The 21,462-nt window shown below is 47.5% G+C and carries 19 protein-coding genes; all 19 read left to right on the top strand.

Annotated features, from left to right (window positions below; genetic code table 11):
- The first annotated feature begins 44 nt into the window (after positions 1-44).
- The 19 genes from atpG (at position 45) to KIK04_RS12135 (ending at position 21,242) form a co-directional block, all read left to right on the top strand.
- Complete coding sequence (gene atpG, locus KIK04_RS12045; protein ID WP_269671020.1) at positions 45-905, top strand: ATP synthase F1 subunit gamma; 861 nt, start codon at positions 45-47, stop codon at positions 903-905.
- A 35-nt stretch (positions 906-940) separates the two neighbouring features.
- Positions 941-2,347 (top strand): F0F1 ATP synthase subunit beta, encoded by a 1,407-nt coding sequence (gene atpD / locus KIK04_RS12050; RefSeq protein WP_232278458.1) that lies wholly within the window; start codon positions 941-943, stop codon positions 2,345-2,347.
- Positions 2,348-2,413: 66 nt separating this feature from the next.
- Entirely contained in the window at positions 2,414-2,824 is a 411-nt protein-coding gene (locus KIK04_RS12055; RefSeq protein WP_232278459.1) for a F0F1 ATP synthase subunit epsilon, read from the top strand.
- A gap of 165 nt (positions 2,825-2,989) precedes the next feature.
- Positions 2,990-3,964 (top strand): MraY family glycosyltransferase, encoded by a 975-nt coding sequence (locus tag KIK04_RS12060; RefSeq protein WP_232278460.1) that lies wholly within the window; start codon positions 2,990-2,992, stop codon positions 3,962-3,964.
- Between the two features lie 589 nt (positions 3,965-4,553).
- Complete coding sequence (locus tag KIK04_RS12065; RefSeq protein ID WP_232278709.1) at positions 4,554-4,937, top strand: NADH-quinone oxidoreductase subunit A; 384 nt, start codon at positions 4,554-4,556, stop codon at positions 4,935-4,937.
- Positions 4,913-5,431, top strand: a complete 519-nt coding sequence (locus tag KIK04_RS12070) for a NuoB/complex I 20 kDa subunit family protein (protein ID WP_232278461.1) — start codon at positions 4,913-4,915, stop codon at positions 5,429-5,431. Before KIK04_RS12065 ends, KIK04_RS12070 begins: the two co-directional genes overlap by 25 nt.
- A complete protein-coding gene (locus tag KIK04_RS12075; RefSeq protein ID WP_232278462.1) occupies positions 5,428-6,318 on the top strand; it encodes an NADH-quinone oxidoreductase subunit C in 891 nt (296 codons plus the stop codon). Before KIK04_RS12070 ends, KIK04_RS12075 begins: the two co-directional genes overlap by 4 nt.
- A 5-nt stretch (positions 6,319-6,323) precedes the next feature.
- Positions 6,324-7,424: an NADH-quinone oxidoreductase subunit D gene (locus KIK04_RS12080; protein ID WP_232278463.1), complete on the top strand. Its 1,101-nt coding sequence runs from the start codon at positions 6,324-6,326 to the stop codon at positions 7,422-7,424.
- Positions 7,424-8,434 (top strand): NADH-quinone oxidoreductase subunit NuoH, encoded by a 1,011-nt coding sequence (gene nuoH, locus KIK04_RS12085; protein ID WP_232278464.1) that lies wholly within the window; start codon positions 7,424-7,426, stop codon positions 8,432-8,434. The genes KIK04_RS12080 and nuoH overlap by 1 nt, the downstream gene beginning before the upstream one ends.
- A gap of 16 nt (positions 8,435-8,450) precedes the next feature.
- Positions 8,451-8,894 carry an NADH-quinone oxidoreductase subunit NuoI gene (nuoI, locus tag KIK04_RS12090; RefSeq protein ID WP_232278465.1) on the top strand — a complete coding sequence of 148 codons (444 nt, stop codon included), beginning with the start codon at positions 8,451-8,453 and terminating at the stop codon, positions 8,892-8,894.
- A gap of 1 nt (position 8,895) precedes the next feature.
- A complete protein-coding gene (locus KIK04_RS12095; RefSeq protein WP_232278466.1) occupies positions 8,896-9,420 on the top strand; it encodes an NADH-quinone oxidoreductase subunit J in 525 nt (174 codons plus the stop codon).
- A gap of 1 nt (position 9,421) precedes the next feature.
- The gene (gene nuoK / locus KIK04_RS12100; protein ID WP_232278467.1) at positions 9,422-9,733 is read left to right on the top strand and encodes an NADH-quinone oxidoreductase subunit NuoK; all 312 of its coding nucleotides are present in this window, start codon (positions 9,422-9,424) and stop codon (positions 9,731-9,733) included.
- A gap of 15 nt (positions 9,734-9,748) precedes the next feature.
- Positions 9,749-11,695 carry an NADH-quinone oxidoreductase subunit L gene (gene nuoL, locus KIK04_RS12105; RefSeq protein ID WP_232278468.1) on the top strand — a complete coding sequence of 649 codons (1,947 nt, stop codon included), beginning with the start codon at positions 9,749-9,751 and terminating at the stop codon, positions 11,693-11,695.
- Positions 11,696-13,321 carry a complex I subunit 4 family protein gene (locus KIK04_RS12110; protein WP_232278469.1) on the top strand — a complete coding sequence of 542 codons (1,626 nt, stop codon included), beginning with the start codon at positions 11,696-11,698 and terminating at the stop codon, positions 13,319-13,321.
- 4 nt (positions 13,322-13,325) lie between these two features.
- Positions 13,326-14,879 (top strand): NADH-quinone oxidoreductase subunit N, encoded by a 1,554-nt coding sequence (locus KIK04_RS12115; protein WP_232278470.1) that lies wholly within the window; start codon positions 13,326-13,328, stop codon positions 14,877-14,879.
- A 210-nt stretch (positions 14,880-15,089) separates the two neighbouring features.
- Positions 15,090-17,513 (top strand): S8 family peptidase, encoded by a 2,424-nt coding sequence (locus tag KIK04_RS12120; protein ID WP_232278471.1) that lies wholly within the window; start codon positions 15,090-15,092, stop codon positions 17,511-17,513.
- 40 nt (positions 17,514-17,553) lie between these two features.
- The gene (locus KIK04_RS12125; RefSeq protein WP_232278472.1) at positions 17,554-17,814 is read left to right on the top strand and encodes a DUF1146 domain-containing protein; all 261 of its coding nucleotides are present in this window, start codon (positions 17,554-17,556) and stop codon (positions 17,812-17,814) included.
- 370 nt (positions 17,815-18,184) lie between these two features.
- Positions 18,185-19,507 (top strand): UDP-N-acetylglucosamine 1-carboxyvinyltransferase, encoded by a 1,323-nt coding sequence (murA, locus tag KIK04_RS12130; protein WP_232278710.1) that lies wholly within the window; start codon positions 18,185-18,187, stop codon positions 19,505-19,507.
- 346 nt (positions 19,508-19,853) lie between these two features.
- Positions 19,854-21,242 carry an Ig-like domain-containing protein gene (locus KIK04_RS12135; RefSeq protein WP_232278473.1) on the top strand — a complete coding sequence of 463 codons (1,389 nt, stop codon included), beginning with the start codon at positions 19,854-19,856 and terminating at the stop codon, positions 21,240-21,242.
- Positions 21,243-21,462 lie beyond the last annotated feature (220 nt).

Raw genomic sequence — 21,462 nt, forward strand, 5'->3', positions numbered from 1 at the left:
TCTGCTTTGCCACGCGCAAAGCGTTAAAGGCAGGTGAAACGTAAGTGGCTAAAGGAATGCGCGAGATTAAACGCCAAATTAAGAGCGTACAGAGCACGAAGCAAATCACGAAGGCAATGGAAATGGTTGCTGCCGCGAAGCTTCGTCGTGCACAAGAGGCAGCTCAAGCAGCTCGTCCTTATGCAGAGAAGCTGAAAGAGGTCGTATCCAGCATCGCGTCTGGTACGAAGGGCATTCAACATCCAATGCTAGAGAAGCGTCCGGTTAAGAAAACGGGATATCTCGTTATCACGTCGGATCGCGGCCTGGCAGGTGGTTACAATGCCAACGTGCTACGTGCAGTGTCGCAAGCAATTCGTGAACGCCATAAGTCTAATGATGAGTTTGTATTGTTTGTCATTGGACGCAAAGGTCGGGATTATTTCCGTCGTCGTGAATTGCCGATCGTTGAGCATGTCACGGAATTACCGGATGCACCTACGTTTGCTGACATTAAGACGATCGCTTATAAGGCGGTTAAATATTTTGAAGAACAGCAGTACGATGAACTGAATCTGTTCTACAACGAATTTGTCAATGCGCTTACGCAAGTGCCCGTTGAGAAGCGCTTGCTGCCATTGGCAGAGGATGCAATTGGCGGAACAACAGCTTCTTATGAGTACGAGCCTTCTCCGGAGGTTGTATTGGAGCAGTTGCTGCCTAAATACGCTGAGACACTCATCTACAGCGCATTGTTAGATGCGAAGGCGAGTGAATTTGGTGCGAAAATGACGGCTATGGGTAGTGCGACGAAGAATGCAACGAAGATGATTTCCTCGCTCTCACTGACATACAACCGTGCGCGCCAAGCGGCGATTACGCAAGAAATTTCGGAAATTGTAGCAGGGGCAAACGCTCAGGCTTAGCAGGATAGCGCAGTTTTTCAGTAGGAGGGAACGAGATGAGCAAAGGACGCGTGTTGAGCGTTACGGGTCCGGTTGTTGACATTGAATTCGAACGTGGTCAGCTCCCGGAAATTTTGAACGCGATTAAGATTGAACAAAAAGCGACAACTCCTGGTGCGCCTGACATCAACCTGACGTTGGAAGCATCCGTCCACTTGGGCGATAACGTAGTACGCTGCGTTGCGATGTCCTCCACCGACGGTATGGTGCGCGGTATGGAAGCGACAGATTTGGGCGCTCCAATTACAGTACCTGTTGGAACTGTAACATTGGGTCGCGTATTTAACGTATTGGGTGAGCCTATTGATAATGCAGGTGAAGTAAGCCGTGAAACGGTAAATCCGATTCACCGTCAAGCACCTGGATTTGACGAGTTGTCCACACAAGCGGAAATTCTTGAAACAGGAATTAAAGTTATCGACTTGCTCGCACCTTATGCTAAGGGTGGTAAGATCGGCCTCTTCGGCGGTGCGGGTGTAGGTAAGACGGTAACAATTCAAGAGCTTATTAACAACATCGCACAAGAGCATGGCGGTATTTCCGTATTTGCTGGTGTTGGTGAGCGTACACGTGAAGGTAATGACTTGTACCATGAGATGAGCGAATCCGGCGTTATCGCGAAAACAGCGATGGTATTCGGTCAAATGAACGAACCACCTGGAGCACGTTTGCGCGTTGCGTTGACAGGCCTGACGATGGCGGAATATTTCCGTGACGAAGAAGGCAAAGACGTATTGCTCTTTATCGATAATATTTTCCGCTTTACACAAGCTGGTTCCGAAGTATCCGCTTTGCTCGGACGTATGCCGTCCGCGGTAGGTTACCAACCTACGTTGGCTACAGAAATGGGTCAACTTCAAGAGCGTATCACTTCTACGAAAAAAGGTTCCGTTACGTCCATTCAGGCAATTTACGTTCCTGCGGATGACTATACGGATCCGGCTCCTGCAACGACGTTTGCTCACTTGGATGCAACGACGAACTTGGAGCGCCGTATTTCCGAGATGGGTATCTTCCCTGCGGTTGACCCATTGGCGTCTTCTTCCCGTATCCTGACTCCAGAAGTTGTCGGCGAAGAGCACTATAACGTTGCACAAGGTGTTAAACGCCTGTTGCAGCGCTATAAAGAGTTGCAAGATATTATCGCGATCCTTGGTATGGATGAATTGTCCGAGGAAGATAAGCTGACAGTAGCGCGCGCGCGTAAAATCGAGCGCTTCTTGTCCCAGCCGTTCCACGTGGCAGAGCCGTTTACAGGTCAAAAAGGTAAGTATGTACCTGTTAAAGAATCGGTTCGCTCCTTCAAGGAAATCTTGGACGGCAAACATGACGGCCTTCCAGAAGCAGCATTCTTGTATGTTGGTACAATCGAAGAAGCTGTGGAGAAAGCTAAGACGCTGTAAGGCGTCTTAACGTGAAACGCTCTATTAACCTTCAGGGGTTAGTAGAACGGAAGGAGGAAACCGCAGTTGAGCACCTTTAAGTTGGAAATTGTCACTCCTGAGCGTATCGTGTTGGAGCAAGAGGTGGACATCATTACCGTCAAAGGCGCTGATGGTGAACTCGGTATTATGGCGAACCATGTTCCTATGGTAACGCCGCTGCAAGTGGGTCCGATGAAAGTGAAATCGGGCAAAAGCGAGCAGTTGATTGCCGTTCACGGTGGCTTTGTGGAAGTACGAAAGGACAAAGTCGTTGTGCTTGCAGAAAGTGCAGAGTTGCCACAAGATATCGATATGGAACGTGCGAAAGCTTCTAAAGCTCGTGCGGAACAGCGTATTTCGTTGGCACAGCGCAGCAAGCAGGACGAGGTTGATCACCGTCGTGCTGAATTGTCGCTTCAACGTGCGACGACACGTATTAGAGTATCAGGTAAATAATTCGCTATTTCATAGCGTTAGGCCGGGATCGTAGATCCCGGCTTTTTTGCGTAATATGACAACTACGGTCAATTCCTGCTACACTATTGTTAGTGATTTATGAGGGAAATGTGATTTGACGAATCTTATTGACCGATTTTATCATTACATTATGGACAAATGGAGATGGGGGGAACCAATATTTTTTATGCAGCGGCATTTGCAATAGCACTCATCATTGTATATATACTTATTCCATTAACACGGATTATTGCTTTACGTATTGGCTTTGTCGACAAGCCGATTGCAGATAATGAACGGAAATTACACAAGGAGCCGATTCCTTTAATGGCTGGGGTCGCTTTGTTTGTCGGGTTTGCTATTTCTTTTCTAGCATTTGGTCCCGTGTGGAGCCAAAAAACATTAGGTATTATGGTTGGCGCTCTACTTATTCTTATGGTCGGAATTGTTGACGATTGGTACAAGATACACCGCAAAGAGTTTCCGGCGTTGCCGAAATTCATTGTGCAAGTGTCAGCAGCTTGTGTCGTTTACGCATCTGGTGTCGTTTTTTCAGGATTTTATAATCCGTTTACGGAACAATTTGTAGTACTTCCAGTATGGTTGCAATTTGGCTTGACGATTACGTGGATATTTGGCGTGACAACGGTCATTAATTTTTCAGATGGAATGGACGGTTTAGCTGGCGGTTTATCCACTATTTCAGCCATGACGCTATTCGTCGTTGCATTAGCTAAAGGACAAAGCGACTCTGCCATGATGGCAATCATTCTTGTTGGTGTAGGGCTTGCCTATTTAAAATACAACAAACCGCCTGCTAAAGTTTATATGGGCGATGCCGGGGCAACCTTCCTTGGCTTTATGTTAGGTGTAATCGCACTCGATGGTGCATTTAAACAGGCAACGATGTTGTCCTTGCTTATTCCAATATTGGCACTCGGAGTCCCGATTTTTGATAATATTTTCGTTGTGATCAAGCGGCTACTAAACGGTAAGCCGATTTATCAGGCCGATGCAAGCCAAGTACACTATCGTCTGTTGAAAACAGGCTTAAACCAGAAGCAGGTCGTTATGGTGCTCTGTCTGGTCAGTGTATGCTTTAGCTTAACATCGATCATACTGCTGCTCGTACAAGCCTAGATCATACAGATGCATTTTTGTATACAGAACCGTCAAGTGATAGCTTGGCGGTTTTTTTTGTATGAAAATAAAAAGGTAAGATTTAGTTCCGAAAAAATGGATTAAAAAGTGCTTGACGGCAGTACATATTACTCATATAATAAAGACAGTTAATATTGATAATCATTCTCAAGTGAATATCTTAACTGAATTGACGAAAGCGAGTTAGATTATCTTGTTAACTCTGTTCATGTAAGAAGCATTCTTCTTGGTTGATTGTTTGTAGGCAGTAGGTTGGTTGATTTGTAGGTAGTTTCCTCATCCTCCATTGGCCGCGGGTGGTTCCCCCGCGGCTCTTTTTTTTTGTCCACAGATAGCACTTCAGTAACGCTAACCGTTAAATGATTCGATTTCACACAATAGTCACATTCTCAAATACTTGCAAGCGTTTTATTGGCATACCCATAATCACGGACGTTAAGTCTAAGTAAAAAGGAGAAATGTGGTAGGGTTGTCATAGACGTTGTTGGTAGGTTTTGTTATAATTATGGCGAGTTATCCCATAATACTCAGTTTTTCAGCAATTAAATACGCTGCTGCGACGGAGGCGATGTGTTTGGAGTACATCAACAATTACGTCATTGTGGCCATTTTTGTCGGACTCGGCATCTTTTTGCCGGTGGCTGCGCTAACAATCGGGCGCTTGCTACGACCTCATAAGCCGACAGAAATGAAGAAGACCACTTATGAAAGCGGTAACGAACCAGTAGGTGCAGGACAAGTCCGGTTTAATATCCGGTATTATTTGTTTGCGCTTATGTTTGTTATTTTCGATGTCGAAACCGTTTTCTTGTATCCATGGGCGGTGGCTTATAAGCAGCTCGGGCTGTTTGCGCTCGTGGAAATGCTCATTTTTGTCGGATTGCTGCTTGTTGGTCTTATCTACGCCTGGAAAAAGAAGGTGCTGCAATGGAATTCTCTTTGGAATCGATAACGCCGGAAGAACGGCGGGAGTTGGATCGCAACGTCTTTTTTGGCACATTGGAACAATTGAAAGGTTGGGCACGAAGTAACTCGTTATGGCCACTTACGTTTGGTCTCGCATGCTGCGCGATCGAAATGATGGGATCGGGAGCCTCGCATTATGATTTAGACCGGTTTGGTGTCCTGTTTCGTACGTCGCCACGCCAGTCGGACGTCATGATTGTAGCAGGCACGGTGACGAAGAAGATGGCACCTTTGTTACGACGCTTGTATGACCAAATGCCAGAGCCGAAGTGGGTTATTGCTATGGGCTCATGCGCAACGGCAGGAGGACCATACGTGAAGTCGTACGCCGTCGTAAAGGGCGTGGACCAAGTTGTCCCCGTTGATGTGTACATTCCAGGTTGCCCACCGAACCCAGCAGCACTTATCTATGGCATCAACAAACTCCAAGAAAAAATCCGCTACGAGGCGAAGACCGGAAAGCGGGTGACGAATAGATGAGTGAGCAGAACAAGGACGAAGCTGCTGAAAAGGCAACGACAGACAAACCTGTACGTGCACCGTTAAGTGAGGAAGAAAAGGCAGCAAGGCTGAAAGCGGCTGCGGAGCGTCGTGCGGCTCGTGCGACTGATGAAGGCGCCGGGGAAAATACGGCGGCAGTGAAGAGTGAAGCCGGAGAAAATGTGGCAGCAGTAAAGAGTGAAGCTGGAACAGGCGCGACATCAACAGTGAAAAGTGAAGCGACATCAACAGTGGGAGCTGGCGATGCCGGAAAAAGTGTGGCACAGGCTGCCGAAGCAGGCAGTGGCCCAGCATGTGCAACTGATGATGCTGGAGCGGCTAAGGAACGCCCTGCGCGTCCACCGCGTGCGAAGGCGAGCGATGAGCCAGAGAAGCCGAAGGAGCCGTCTCCGAAGCAACCGCTTCTAGACAAGCTGGTAGCGCTGCTGAAAGCAGAGGTTGCAGAGGACGCTGTCGAAGAGTCCGGCATTAATGAAATCAACACCCATCTCCCCACCGTAACAATCAAAAATGAGCACTGGCTCAAGAGCGCAGAACTGCTGCGTCATCATACGGAGTGGGAACAACATTATTTACGCAACGTCTCTGGTGTTGACCAAGAAACACATATGGAAGTCATCTATCATATGATCAACTTGTCCACGAAGGTAGAGGTAGCCGTGCGAGTAAAAACAGATCGCGAAGCACCATCCATTGCTTCGGTAGCTCCGATATGGCCGACAGCGGATTGGAATGAACGCGAAATATTCGATTTACTTGGCATCGACTTCCCTGGACATCCTGATCTGCGCCGGATTATGATGCCGGATGATTGGATCGGCTATCCGCTGCGCAAAGACTACGAGCCATTGGATTCGGAGGTGTAGCCGCCGTGATTCGCACAGAAGAGTTGCTCTTAAACGTTGGACCACAGCATCCAAGTACACACGGCGTATTTCGCATTATAGTGAAGCTGGACGGTGAAGTGATTACCGAAGCGACGCCTGTCATGGGTTATTTGCACCGTGGTACAGAAAAGCTGGCAGAACAATTAAACTACACTCAAATTATCCCTTATACAGACCGCATGGACTACGTTTCTGCGATGACGAACAACTATGTACTCGTACATGCCGTCGAGAAGCTTATGCAGCTAGAAGTACCTGAACGCGCACAATTTATGCGTCTTATTGTCATGGAACTACAGCGTGTAGCAAGTCATCTCGTTTGGTGGGGCACATATTTGCTCGACATTGGGGCCATGAGTCCATTTTTATTTGCATTCCGTGATCGTGAAATGATCATCGATCTTTTCAACGAATTGTGCGGCGCCCGCTTAACGTACAACTATATGCGTGTTGGCGGCGTCAAATGGGATGCTCCCCCCGGATGGATAGAGAAAGTACGCGAATTTATACCCTATATGAGAAAACAACTTGAGGAATATGACCGACTCGTCAGCGGAAACGAAATCTTTTTAGCCCGTATTAAAGGTATCGGAAAATACGATGCGGAGACAGCCATTGCCTATGGCTTGAGCGGAGCTAACTTACGCTGTACGGGTGTGGATTGGGACCTACGAAAGAACGAGCCTTACTGCTTATACGAACGATTTGAATTTGATGTGCCTGTTGCTACGGAAGGTGATTGCTATGCGCGTTACCTGATTCGCTTGGAAGAGATTGTACAGAGTCTGCGCATTCTTGAGCAGGCGGTGGAGCAATTTCCGAGTACAGGTGAAACGATGGGTAAAGTGCCTCGCGTAATCCGACCGCCAGCAGGTGAAGTGTATGCCCGTATCGAATCACCTCGCGGAGAGATTGGCTGTTATATCGTGTCAAAAGGCAAAGCAGAGCCATTCCGCTTAAAATTCCGTCGTCCGTCCTTCGTTAACTTGCAAATCTTACCCCAATTGCTGAAAGGCGAAACGATGACGAACCTCATTACCATCTTGGGCGGCGTTGACATCGTCGTCGGGGAGGTTGATTGCTAATGGAGGATTTAATTAAACAGACGCTTACTTGGCAGAGTGGATTTATTTTTTTAGCATGGGCTACTGTGTTCTTGTTTGTCATACTTGGATTTGTTACTTATGCTATTTATTTTGAGCGAAAAGTAATTGGCTGGATGCAATTTCGTCACGGTCCGACTAAGGTCGGGCCTCTCGGCTTGTTGCAGACGGTAGCAGACGTGCTCAAATTGTTGCTCAAGGAAGATACGATACCGAGTAAGGCGGATCGAGCGTTGTTTATTTTGGCTCCGGTCATCACATTTGTGCCTGCATTTGTCGTACTAGCAACGATTCCGTATACACCAAGTTTGCGCTTTGCCGATTTAAATGTCGGATTACTTTATTATGCAGCATTGTCCAGTCTCTCGACGATTGGTATCATTTTAGGTGGGTGGGCATCCAATAATAAGTATTCGTTGCTTGGTGGCATGCGCTCAGCTGCACAAATGATTAGTTACGAAATTCCGCTCGTTATTTCAGTTGTTGGTGTAATTATGTTGAATGGAAGCCTCAGCTTGCGTACGATAGTAGAAGGGCAGGGTAACTATTTCTGGGAGTGGAACTTCCTGCCGCAAATCATCGGCTTTGTTGTATTTATTATCGCGGCGGTATCCGAGTTGAATCGAACCCCGTTCGATTTGCCGGAAGCTGAGTCAGAGCTTGTTGCAGGTTATCATGTCGAATACAGTGGTTTTCGGTTTGCCTTTTTCATGCTGGGGGAATACGTGTACGTGATTGCGATTGCTTCGCTGACGACCGTATTGTTTTTTGGCGGCTGGCATCCGCCGTTACCGATGCTTGATTTTATTCCAGGTTTAGTCTGGTTTTTGCTCAAGTTCTCATGCTGCGTCTTTTTCTTGTTCTGGCTACGTGCGACGATGCCGCGTATCCGTGTCGATCAACTGATGAGTTTTGGCTGGAAGGTGCTGCTGCCGTTGGCTTTGATTAACGTATTCATTACAGCAGCGTATATCGAAATCTTTAACAAATAGGCTAGGGGTGAAGCCGATGAAAGGATTATTCAAGGGGCTGGGCGTTACCTTTAAGGCGCTGACATCGAAAAAAGTTACCTATGCCTACCCGGATGTACCGCTGCAAATGCCTGATCGATTTCGGGGTATTCAGCATTTTGACCCGGACAAATGTATTGTGTGTAATCAATGCGCGCGCATTTGCCCGACGGAGTGTATTACGTTAACAGGAAAGCCTAATCCCGATCCGGAAAAAAAGGGAAAGGTGATTGATACGTATGACATCAACTTTGAGATTTGTATTTTGTGCGACTTATGCACAGAAGTATGTCCGACAGAGGCAATCGTGATGACGAACAACTTTGAACTGGCCTCGTTCAGTCGCGATGAGTTGTTTAAGGATTTGAACTGGCTGAATGACAACAATGTGAATGTGCGGCAAGAAAATAACTCCGCCATGCCGAAAGGGGGCGCCAAGTAACATGTTTAACTTCTCCATCGATTGGACGGGGGAGACTATCGTCTTCTTTGTATTGGCGACCCTTATCGTAATCGGTGCAGTACTTATGCTTAATTTCACAAAAGTGGTGCATATGGTCGTTTCGCTTGCATTAGCCTTTATCGGCTTAGCGGGGATGTATGTTCTACTCGAGGCGGAATTCGTTGCATTTGTGCAGGTGCTTGTGTACGCAGGGGCAATTTCCATCTTGATGATTTTTGGTATTATGATGACCAATCATGATGGACGGGATGAAGAAGTGGTGAAACCGTGGAAAGAAGCGCTGGCAGCAGTAGGCTGCCTTGCGCTGTTCGGTACGCTGTTCTTTTCGATTCGCAACGCACAATTTCCTGTCCCGAGCGGTGAAACGTCATTGTCGACGGACAATACGCTGCACTTGGGCAAGCAAATCTTCACGGAGCACGTCATTCCTTTTGAGTTGCTCTCCGTCTTGCTCACAGTAGCTTTTATCGGGGCGATCGTGTTGGCGAAAAAGGAGGAGGAGTAAAATGGGCACGATGTTAGCCTCCCTTCTGACGCTTGCAGCCATCCTATTCTGTATCGGTTTGTTCGGCGTATTGACGAAACGAAGCGCGGTAATCGTGCTGCTGTCGATTGAGCTTATGCTGAATGCAGCTAACTTAAACTTGATTGCCTTTTCCAAGTATGGGGTAGTTCCTAGCTTCAAAGGGCAAATCTTTTCGCTCTTTAACATTGCTATCGCGGCCGCGGAAGCCGCTATAGGTATTGCAATCTTAATCGCGTTGTACCGTAACCGCGGAACGGCCAACGTGGATGAATTTGATGACTTGAAGAGGTAGTGGGGAGGTATGAGAATGGAATCCGTCTTTTCGCAATATGCGTGGGCCATCCCGCTCATTCCGTTGCTTGCGTTCCTCGTGCTGACGGCGCTTGGTCGTCAGATGAAAGGAGTGGCTGCAGCGGTGGGCGTTCTCAGCTCACTCGCTGCGTTGACGCTATCTATCCTTATTTTGTGGGAGCGGGTTACGGGTTCACCGGATGATTATACCCGCAGTTTTAATTGGCTAAGCTTTGGCGATATTCGCTTGGAGTTTGGCTTTGATGTGACGAATTTGAACGCACTTATGCTGGTCATTGTAACGTTCGTCAGTACACTAGTGAATGTGTATTCAAAAGGGTATATGAACGGTGATGAGCGTCAGACCGTGTTCTACGCTTACATTGCGTTGTTTACAAGCTCGATGCTTGGACTCGTGCTGTCACCTAACTTGCTCCAGTTGTATATTTTTTGGGAGCTGGTGGGGGTATGCTCGTTCTTGCTTGTGGGCTTTTGGTACGAGCGTCCAGCGGCGCGTGCTGCTGCGAAAAAGGCGTTTATCGTGACGCGGATCGGTGATGTTGGACTATTTATTGCGATATTGCTCTTATTCTGGCACATGCCGAACCATGCGCTCGACTTCACTTCGATCAGCAATGTGTTTGCAAGTACAGATGTAATGGCACAGCAAGGTATTTCTGCGGGGCTGGCAACATGGATTGCATCGCTTATTTTTGTCGGTGCGGTCGGTAAATCAGGGCAGTTCCCTCTGCATACGTGGCTGCCGGATGCGATGGAAGGACCGACACCGATTTCGGCGCTTATTCATGCGGCGACGATGGTTGCGGCAGGCGTTTATTTGGTCGCGCGGACGTTTGATATTTTTCACATGTCGCCGACTGCGATGACAATCGTGGCTGCCGTAGGTGGATTCACCGCCATTTTTGCGGCGACGATCGGCATTGCACAGCGCGATATTAAACGTGTGCTTGCCTATTCCACAGTAAGCCAGCTCGGTTACATGATGATGGCGCTTGGATTAGGGGCGGTCACAGCGGGTATTTTTCACTTATTCACGCACGCGTTCTTTAAAGCACTACTGTTTCTCGGTGCAGGCAGCGTGATTCATGCTGTACATACACAGGATATGTTTCAAATGGGCGGTCTTGGCCGCAAAATGAAGGTGACCGCGTGGACGTTTGCCATCGGGGCTTTGGCGTTGTCGGGTATTCCGCCATTCTCGGGGTTCTGGTCGAAGGATGCTATTTTGACCGTAGCATGGAATGAGAATAAGCTGCTGTTCGTCGTTGGCGTCGTGGCCGCGTTCTTTACGGCACTCTATATGGCGCGCTTGTTCTTCCTCGTCTTTACGGGAGAACCTAACCCATCGAACAGTTCCCATGCTTCTAGCGCGGCTGGGGCGAGGGACAATGGACATAAGCATCATTTGCAAAATGTTCATGAGTCGCCGCCTGCAATGACCATTCCGCTCATCATCTTAGCGGTCATGTCTATTGTGGCAGGGTTTATCTACACACCTTTCAACAGCAGCTTTGAAACGTGGTTAACGGGTCAACCCGCGCAAGAGCATGCTAATGTTGTTGTTATGGTGGTCTCGGCTCTCGTCGGCATCCTTGGAATCGGGATAGGTTATCTAATCTATGGTCCGAAGGGCAGTCGCCGCGATGGCTGGGGTGACAAGGTCAAGCCAGTGTACCGCTTGTTAGAGCGAAAATATTATATCGATGAATTGTACCACGTCGTGTTTGTTCGCTCTTTGCAAGGGATCGGACAAGTGCTGAAGGCGATAGACAGGTGGGTGGTGGACGGGATTGTTCGTCTTGTCACCGGATTTGCGGTCGGCATCGGCAGAACGTCGACCCGTGTTCAGAACGGACAATTGCAAACGTATGGCTTGTTGTCCGTGTTTGGCTTCGCTGCGCTCGTACTGTTTGTACTAGCGTTAGGAAGGAGGTTCTGGTAAATGATTAGCTGGTTAACCTCATGGCCGATATTATCGTTACTTATATTTTCCCCGCTCGTTGGGGTGTTGTTATTATTGTGTATTCCTGCTAAACATAAGCGGGCGATTCAGACCGTAGGCATCGCGGCAACCTTGTTGCCCTTGACGCTAGCCCTTATCATTTACGCCTGTTATGACGGTCTAAAGCACGGTACAGCACTAACGGAGCAACTGGAATGGATTTCAGTTCCACTTAATTTAGAAGCGGTTGCTTCAGGCTTTCATGCGTGGACGTTTAACATTCAATATCATATAGGAATTGATGGCCTATCGTTGCCGCTCGTCTTAATGACGACGATTGTCGTGTCGATGGCGGCGTTTGCTTCACTTTATATGAAGAAGCGTTGGAAAGCGTACTTTATTTTGTTCCTACTGCTTGAAATCGGTATGCTCGGCGTGTTTATGGCACGTGATTTGTTCTTATTTTTTATGTTCTTTGAATGGACACTCGTACCGACCTATTTCTTAATTGGCATTTGGGGCTTTGTGAATCGTGAAAAAGCGGCGAACCGTTTCTTAGTGTACAACGGTTTAGGTTCAGCATTTTTGCTCGTAGCGTTCGTTATTTTGACGGCGACAGCTGGCTTTGCGGAGAATCCGGCTGCATCGGGCGGCGGCCACTATATGTATACGGCGAATATCGATACGATTAAGGAGCAGCTATATAACGAGTCTTCTCCGGTCAACGTGCCGCCCGCCAACGAACCTAATCCGTTCTACTTATCGGAAGAGATGCGTTGGACGGTATTTATTTTGCTGCTGCTTGCTTTTGGTATTAAGCTGCCGATATTTCCGTTCCATACGTGGATGCTACGCGTGCACGCAGAGGCACCAGCCCCTGTCGTCATGCTGCATTCAGGCGTGCTGCTAAAAATGGGGGCGTACGGCTTAATTCAATTCGGCATCGCCTTATTCCCGCGTGAGACCGCGGAGTGGTCAACGATATTGGCTGTACTCGGCCTTGTGAATGTTATTTATGGCGCTATTCTCGCCTTTGTACAAACGGAGTTCCGTCTTATGCTCGCTTATTCGAGTATTAGCCACATGGGCTTTGTGTTGTTCGGGATTGCCGCTATGAACGATATTGGCATGCAGGGTGCAGTCGTGCAAATGGTATCGCACGGATTTATTTCAGCACTGTTCTTCCTGCTCGTGGGTAGCTTGCTTGAGCGCACGAATACAACACGTTTAGACGAGCTTGGTGGCTTAGCAAAAAGTGTGCCTTTCTTGTGCGGCATGCTACTGCTGGCAGGCTTGGCATCGCTCGGCTTGCCAGGGCTATCCGGCTTTATTGCAGAGCTGCTGTCCTTGCTCGGCTTGTTCGGTACACTGCCATGGGCAGCTATACTGGGTGCGCTCGGTATTATTTTGAGCGCCGTGTACGTGTTGCGCGGGGTGCTCAGCATCTCTTATGGCCCGATTCAGGCGAAGCATGAGGGATTGAAAGATGCACGCTTAGTGGAAGCGATACCGATTATGGTGCTGGCGGCATGCATCATTTTAATTGGTCTGTTCCCATCCTTTGTGACAGCACCGATTGAAGACGGCGTGAATCAAATCGTTGAATTATTCAAGGTAAGGGGGTAAGCCCATGGATGCAAATCAAGTTCAACTGCTGCAATGGGGCGATCTCGCTGCTTTGGCACCGGAGCTGACGTTAGTTATTGCAGCTATCGTCATCTCGCTAATTGACTTGTTCCTTCCTCGCCGCGTGAATCGAAACGTGATCGGCTGGCTTTCGCTCGGTAGCGTGCTGGCCTCCTTAGGCTTTGTGCTATGGCAAATTGTACAGCGAGCAAAGCTGCCTCTGGAGGCATCGCAAGCAGTTCAATTGCTGAATCACAGCTATCGCATCGATGACTTTGCACTGCTGATCAAGATCGTGCTCTTGGTCGGCACAGGCTTTGTCCTCTTGCTGAGCTTGGGTAGCCTGCGCGATGATGAGGAGGAAATCCCACATCGCGGCGAGTATTATTACTTTTTGTTGCCTGCTGCGGTAGGCGGGATGATTATGGCTTCTTCCGGCGATTTGATTACGCTGTATGTCGGCTTGGAGTTGCTTAGTATCACGTCTTACATCCTTGTCGGGATGAAGAAGAATGACCGCAAAGCAACAGAAGGTGCCTTTAAGTACGTTGTGCTCGGAAGCGTCGCGTCAGCCTTTGTATTGTACGGGATGTCATTCGTTTACGGCATGACAGGAACGACGAACCTAGGCGGAATTGCGGCGGGATTAAGAGATTATGGCGCATCGTTTGAAGCGCTAGTGTACGTCAGCTTTATCCTGATGTTCGTCGGCTTTGGCTTTAAGATTGCAGCTGCCCCTTTTCATGCATGGGCACCCGATGTGTACCAAGGTGCTGCAACGCCAGTTACAGCCTTTCTGGCAGTCGTGTCTAAAGCAGCGGGCTTCGCCATTTTGTTCCGCATATTTTACAACCTGTACTTTGCGTTAGGTGAAGGCTTTATTATTTTCATCGACTTATCAACGCTAATTCTTGGTGTGGCAGCTGCTTCGATGATTATCGGAACGACGATGGCGCTGCGGCAAGCGAATGCCAAACGACTGCTGGCGTTGTCAGGTATAGCAAATGCAGGTTATTTGCTCGTACCGATCGGTATTAATATCATTGGTGTGAATACGCTGCACTCCTCAAGCTTCTCCGAATTCTATTACTACTTGTTCGCATACATGTTCACGAACATTGGTGCGTTCGCAGTGTTAATGGTAGTGGAGCGGTCAAGCGGACACGATGAGATGCGAGGCTATGCAGGCTTATACCATCGCTCACCATGGTTAGCGGCGGCCATGACTGTATTTGTGCTCTCGTTGGCGGGCATTCCAATTACGGCTGGATTTTTCGGCAAGTTGTTCATCATATTGGGGGCTGTCAGCACTCATGCGGTCTGGATTGCGATTGTCATTATGGTAACAAGCGTCATTTCGTTTTATTTTTACTTCGGCTTTATTCGCCAAATGTATATGCGAGCAGGGACGGATGAGCAGGTGCGCATCGCTGTTCCTCATGGCATCGTCATTGGGGTGTGTGTACTCGCCGTGATCGCTTTAGGCGCGTTCCCGAACTTATTTTTAACAATCGTAAACACAGCGTTTTCGATTCCGGTTGATTTATTTGTGAGATAGTGTTTCACAGGGGTGTTAAAGAATAGCCTGCGGTTGCTCAGTTGGGGCAATTTTCGCAGGCTATTTTTTTCTGAATGATGCTTATGAGCGCCTTCGTGACCTCTAGTTCAAATTACCTAAAATTACTCTTTTTAAAAGGAATCCCCCATCTGGTGGCGAATGTAATTAACTTGGCAAAAACGCCACACTGAAGCATATTGGATGGGATAAATGATGATACGATGGCGTCGTGCCCGTATGTCGTGCTTAATTGCAGCACTGGTTCTTATGTCACTATTTGTGACTTGGTCCATCATTGGTCAATTTGGCCAAAGAGACGCAACCAGCTCTAACCCCCCTTGGATGAAGTACGTGGATCAATCAACAGGTGCAGGGGATGCGCAGCATAACACGGCAGCGACTTCTTGGATTGTAAAATGGAAGCATGGAAACAAGGATGAACGTCTTTTGGCGCAAAGTGAACTCATAGATGAACAGCCTGAAGTTGGGATTAGCGTGATAAGGCCGAATAGTGACTCTGTATTGGAGGATTGGATATCTGCGCTTAAGCAGTCCAAGCACGTGGAGTACGTTCATCCGAACCATCAGGTGAATACGTTGAGTCCGGTTAGTAAGAAACTGCTCGATCAACCCGAACTGAATAAAATGCTAGGTTCGATTAGGCCGAATGATGTCCTGTACGGTCAACAGCATTATTTACGGCAAATTGGTGTGGATCGCGCATGGTCAAGAACACGGGGCAATTCACATATTACGATTGCGTTAGTGGATACAGGGGTCGATTTGGATCACCCCGATCTACAAATGAATTTAGTTAAAGGTGTAAATTTGCTTGAGAGCGGTCCGCCGCAAGATGATAACGGACATGGCACGAGTGTGGCTGGAGTACTGGCCGCCGTAGGCAATAACAACAAAGGGACGACTGGAGTCATGTGGTCATCCCGTATTATGCCGATTAAGGCGCTCGATGATCGTGGATCTGGCGATGAAGATAAGCTTGGTGCAGGGATTATATATGCAGTTGATCACGGTGCCAAAATTGTCGTCATGTCGGTCGGGCTGTACCGATATTCGCCCTATATGCAGGACATTGTTAACTATGCCGAAAAAAGAGGCGTACTACTGATTGCAGCCACGGGGAATGACGGTGTTTTATATCAGGACAAAGTAGCTGTCAAATATCCAGCGGCATACCCAACGGTGTTAGCGGTTGGCGGTATGACGCCGCAAAAAAAAGTGGAGCCGCGCTCCAATACAGGAGCAGAGGTTGACCTCGTGGCACCGTGGCATGTGTTTACGACTTGGTTAGGTGGTAGTTACAAAGCAGATGAAGGCACGTCGATGGCTGCTCCGCAAGTTGCGGGTGTTGCAGCTCTCGTCTGGAGCAGACATCCGCATTTAAAGCCGTATCAAATTAGGCAGCATTTGCAGGCGACAGCTGAAGATATTGAGGAAAAGGGCCGAGATTACAAAAGCGGCTTCGGTCTAGTGCGTGCCGACAAGGCGTTAACGACACCACCGACGGATGATGCCCTAGCGACGCATGAGTTGCGTAGTAAAGCGCAGCTGTTTCCGATCGATACTTCTTTAAGTAGTGTGTTATCTGATGGGAAGGATCGAGATTGGTATACGTTTGATGCACCATATGACGGCACACTTTCCCTTCAGTATCAGCGAGTAAGTGGCACGGCTAAAGCGCGAGTAACCCACTATGTGGGTGATCGAAAGTCGGGAACGACTTATCGTAATCTCGGACATCAAGTGACTTCTATCCCTGTGAAAAAGGGAAAGAACATGCTTAAAGTTGTGATGGACCCCAACTCGGAGTCATCTGCTTTAACATACAAGCTTGCTTCGCGGTTTATTGTGCATGCTGATCCGTTTGAACCGAACGATAAGCAGTTTCAAGCCTATACGTTATCTGCCCGCGCACAGCAGGTGGAAGGAACATTTAGTCATGTAGGTGATATGGACTGGTATGTCATTCAAGTGCCAACGAAAGGGACTTTGCGGTTGAAAATGACATCCGATACCGTACGCATTGATCCTGCGTTGGAGTTAAGGAGCGCTTCTGGAAGCTCATTTGAACCCCAATGGATCGATGATCATGATGAAGGTCAATCAGAGATGATTGTCCTGCCTGATTTGCAGCCAGGAAAATATTATATATTAGCGCAAAATGCAGTTACAGCGCGCCCGTCTCCCGCAGCAGGGGGGTATAAGTTGAACGTGGAATTCATTACGCAGCACACGGATCTTCATGAGCCAAACGACAAAATGTATCAAGCGGTAACGATTAGTGAGGGAACCGAATATACGGGTGTGTTTGCCCATGATAACGATACGGATTGGTTTCAGTTCCGTACAGATAAGCTCCTACAGGGGGCGTTTCAAGTGGACAATTTGCCGTCGAACCGGACCGTTTCCATGGTCATTATGGATAAGCAGCAGAAGCAACTTGGGGCTGCGCGTAACCAATACGGTGAAACATCGGTGAAAGCAGATGTCAAATTGGTACCCGGAACGTATTATATTCGCTTAAATACAAACTATAAATTTGATACACGGTTTTATCATTTTTTTGTAAAGACAAGTGAACCGATAGCTGAACCACAAAAGCTGAAAAGCCATTAAGATTCCACAATCATCTCAGAAATACAAGGAGGTAATCAGTATGAATGAGCTGGATCAAGTGAATCAAGTGACGACATCCCTCGGGATTGGTGGATTACTGAGCATGCTTATTACGCTCATGTGCATTGCTGTCGCTTGGTGGTCGCTGCAACATTTGAAGCTTGACCTCTTTATACGCCATCCCCAAGGACCTCGGGGAAAAATGCTGCAATTACTGCTGGCGATTATTGTCGGACGTGCGGTGGCGCAGTTTTTTATCGAGTATTGGGGTTGGACAAACTCTTTGCGCTTGCTGTTTTGACGGAATTGTTCGTGGTTAAGAGTCATCATGAATAAACAAACCGATTATTCGACATGAATAGCGGCGGAGCTGGATTTGTCGAATAACATCGACGCAATTTGTAAACAATGGATAAGGCAACCAAGAAAAATGTGGCATACAACTGACAAAAATAACGCTTGTCCATCTCTACAATGCGATGTTATTATGGAATTTGGGTGACAAAAAGAGTATCATTTTTCTAGTTGAATAAGCTTAAGTATAATTATTCACGTATACTCGACTTATTCAGCTCGATGAAACAGTAAGTTCGATCGCAATGGTGATAACGCTGCTGTTTCGATTTAAGGATATAGATGATGGGGCGAAAAAGAGCGCGGAGGGAAACATGATGAGCAAATTTATCGTCCGCGGAGGCAAACGACTGACGGGCACAGTTCGCGTAAGTGGAGCGAAGAATTCGGTGCTACCGATCATCGCTGCTTCGTTATTGGGAGAAGAGGGCGTTAGCGTAATTCACGACGCACCCCCACTAGACGATGTTAAGACGATACAAAATGTGTTGGGCAAGCTGGGAGCCAGCATTACATATGCCAATGAAACGATGCGAGTTAATGCTGAGCAGCTTCATTCTCATGAAGCGCCGTATGAATTCGTTCGCAAAATGCGAGCGTCGTTTCTCGTCATGGGTCCACTGTTGGCGCGCGCAGGACATGCACGCATCTCCTTGCCGGGCGGATGTGCTATCGGCACAAGACCGATTGATCAGCACCTTAAAGGGTTTGAGGCAATGGGCGCTGAGATCGGACTCGGACAAGGGTATATTGAAGCTAAAGTTAATGGCCGATTAAAGGGCGCAAAAATTTATTTGGACGTTGCAAGCGTTGGTGCTACAGAGAACATTATGATGGCTGCAACGATGGCAGAAGGTACGACTACGATTGAGAACGCTGCGCGTGAACCTGAAATCGTTGACTTGGCGAACTATTTGAACAAAATGGGCGCTAAAGTTCGTGGTGCAGGTACAGGTGTTATTCGTATCGAAGGTGTAGAACGTATGCGTGCTGCTGAGCATGTCGTTATTCCTGACCGCGTTGAAGCGGGCACATATATGGTTGCCGCTGCAATGACGGGTGGAGACGTATATGTAGAGGGAGCGATCGCTGACCACCTTGGTCCGGTCATTTCCAAGATGGAGGAAATGGGTGTAACGATCGAACCTGATGAGAACGGTATTCGCGTGCGCGCGGACAAACCACTCAAAGCGGTTGATGTGAAGACATTGCCGTATCCAGGATTCCCTACGGATATGCAGTCGCAAATGATGGCGCTGCTGCTCGTAGCGGAAGGTGCTTCCGTCGTGACAGAAACCGTGTTCGAGAACCGGTTTATGCATGTGGATGAGTTCAATTTAATGAACGCAAATATTAAAGTTGAAGGCCGTTCGGCTGTCGTTCCAGGGAAAGTAAAGCTTACTGGAGCGAAAGTGTGTGCGACTGATTTGCGCGCAGGCGCAGCGCTGATTTGCGCTGGTTTGGTAGCGGAAGGTACAACTGAAGTAGGCGGCGTTCATCATATTGATCGTGGCTACGTTCATTTGGCGGAGAAATTGTCTGCATTAGGTGCTGACATTTACCGCGTATCCTTAGAAGAAGAATCTACGAAAGCTGAAGCGGAAGGTAAACTTCTTAACGTTCAGCCGACGTGGGCATAACTAAACGTAAATAAATAACTGTATTTAATATAGGGTGAACCAGGCTGTCTCTTATGAGACGGTCTTTTTTTTATGTTTAAGCCTCTATTTATTAAACGGCGGTGTTCATTTTTTATTACAGGTTACTGGCTCTTTTGTAAAAATGACTGTTCAGGTATTCAAAAAAGAGTGGAATCGTTCGTTATATATAGTAGGACATTGTAAATCTTTGTAGATCTTTGTAGGGCGTATAAGGTGATTGAAGGTCAATGAAGGTCGTTTAAGGTCTTTGAAGGCTATTGAAGGCTATTGAAGGCTATTGAAGGCCATTGGCCATCCACTCAAATTCGAAAGGAGTTATTTTTTAATGGGATCAGTAGTCCAAGCATTACATGAACGTTTACGGAAACAGGGCGGATTGGTAGTCGCTCTGTTCGTTGCTATGCTGTTTGTTAGTTTTATATCTGGTGAGCAGTTGTTAGCTGCGAGCGCAAAGGAAACATTTAAGTTAAAAGCATCGTTGAGCAGTTTGGAAGTGGCAGTAGGTAAGGAGACGGCACTCCCTGTCATATCAGTTGTATATTCCGATGGGCGGACGGTAGATGTAACGAAAGATGTAACATGGCATACAAGTTCGCAATTGCTAGTCGTTTCCGGAGGTAAAGTAAAAGGAATGGCTGCATCATCTGAGACGTTGAAAGCTTCCTACAATAACAAGACCATCTCGGTCAAGGTTAAGATTCTAGACGATTTTGCTAATTATGAAATTGTGCCTAGTTCAATTACGATTGGTGCGGGCTCTTCTACAACGATTAAAGTAAATGGCATTTATGCCAGTGGTAAAAAGGTTTCTTTAGGTAGCAAAGTGAAATGGACATCGGGCAACGGGCAAGTCGCTACTGTTCGCGGTACCGCGGTTAAGGGAATTGCGGAGGGAACGACTAACTTAGTTGGAACGTTCCGTGATCGCACATTTCAAATTCCAGTGAAAGTTACGCCGAAAATGAAGAAGTTGGTTGTTACGCCTGCTCGCATGAACCTTTCTACAGGACAGTCGGCTTCCTTCACTGTTCAGGCCGTATATGAAGGTGGAAAAATTACGGATGTGACGACGCAAGCTGTGATTAAGACTTCGAAGGCAGTTGTTCAAGTATCTGCTGGGCAAGTGAGAGCTGTGAGCCCGGGAAGTGCAACGGTAAGTGTATCTTTTGGTGGTAAGACGGCTTCTATCTCGGTTAAGGTAAATGAACAATTGACGAGCTACAATTTGGAGACGACGAGTACGAATCTGATTGCAGGAGCTACGAAACAGATTAAGTTATTCGGTGTTTATAGCAGCGGCAAGAAGATTACGCTTCATCAGCACATCCAATGGAAGTCCAACAATGAGTCTGTTGCAAAAGTAAGCAAGAGCGGCACGATCAAAGCTATCGGCGAAGGTTCGACGATAGTAGTAGGTACGTACCAAGGCAGAACCTTTGAAGTGTCGGTTAACGTTAGTCCGAAGCTTGTGAAGCTAACGGTGTCGCCTACGAAGATGAAGCTGGCTGCTAATCAAGCTTCTACCTATCAAGTAAATGCCGTGTACAGTGGCGGCAAAACGGTCAATGTCACGTCGCAAGCTATAGTGAAAATTTCGAAGAGCATTGTAAAGGTGGAAAATGGTACGGTAACAGCTTTAAGTAAAGGAACGACATCGGTAAAGTTTATTTACGGTGGCAAGAGCGCATCGTTGAGTGTTACGGTGCTGAAGTAAGTTAGAGGGACTCGGACGATTTCGGAGAATAACCAATGAGGGGTTACGTTTTTGGACCTCCGTCACACAAGAACAAACCTATTTGTTTGCCAACATGGAGAGAAGGGTGTCTGGCAGTCATTTTAATGACTGTTGAGACGCCCTTTTTGTGTGAATATATATGGAAGGCAATGAAATGAAATGGTAGGGCCACACTTAAAAGCACGAGGTTCTACTATCT

The sequence above is a fragment of the Paenibacillus sp. 481 genome, from assembly GCF_021223605.1.
GTDB lineage: Bacteria > Bacillota > Bacilli > Paenibacillales > Paenibacillaceae > Paenibacillus_B.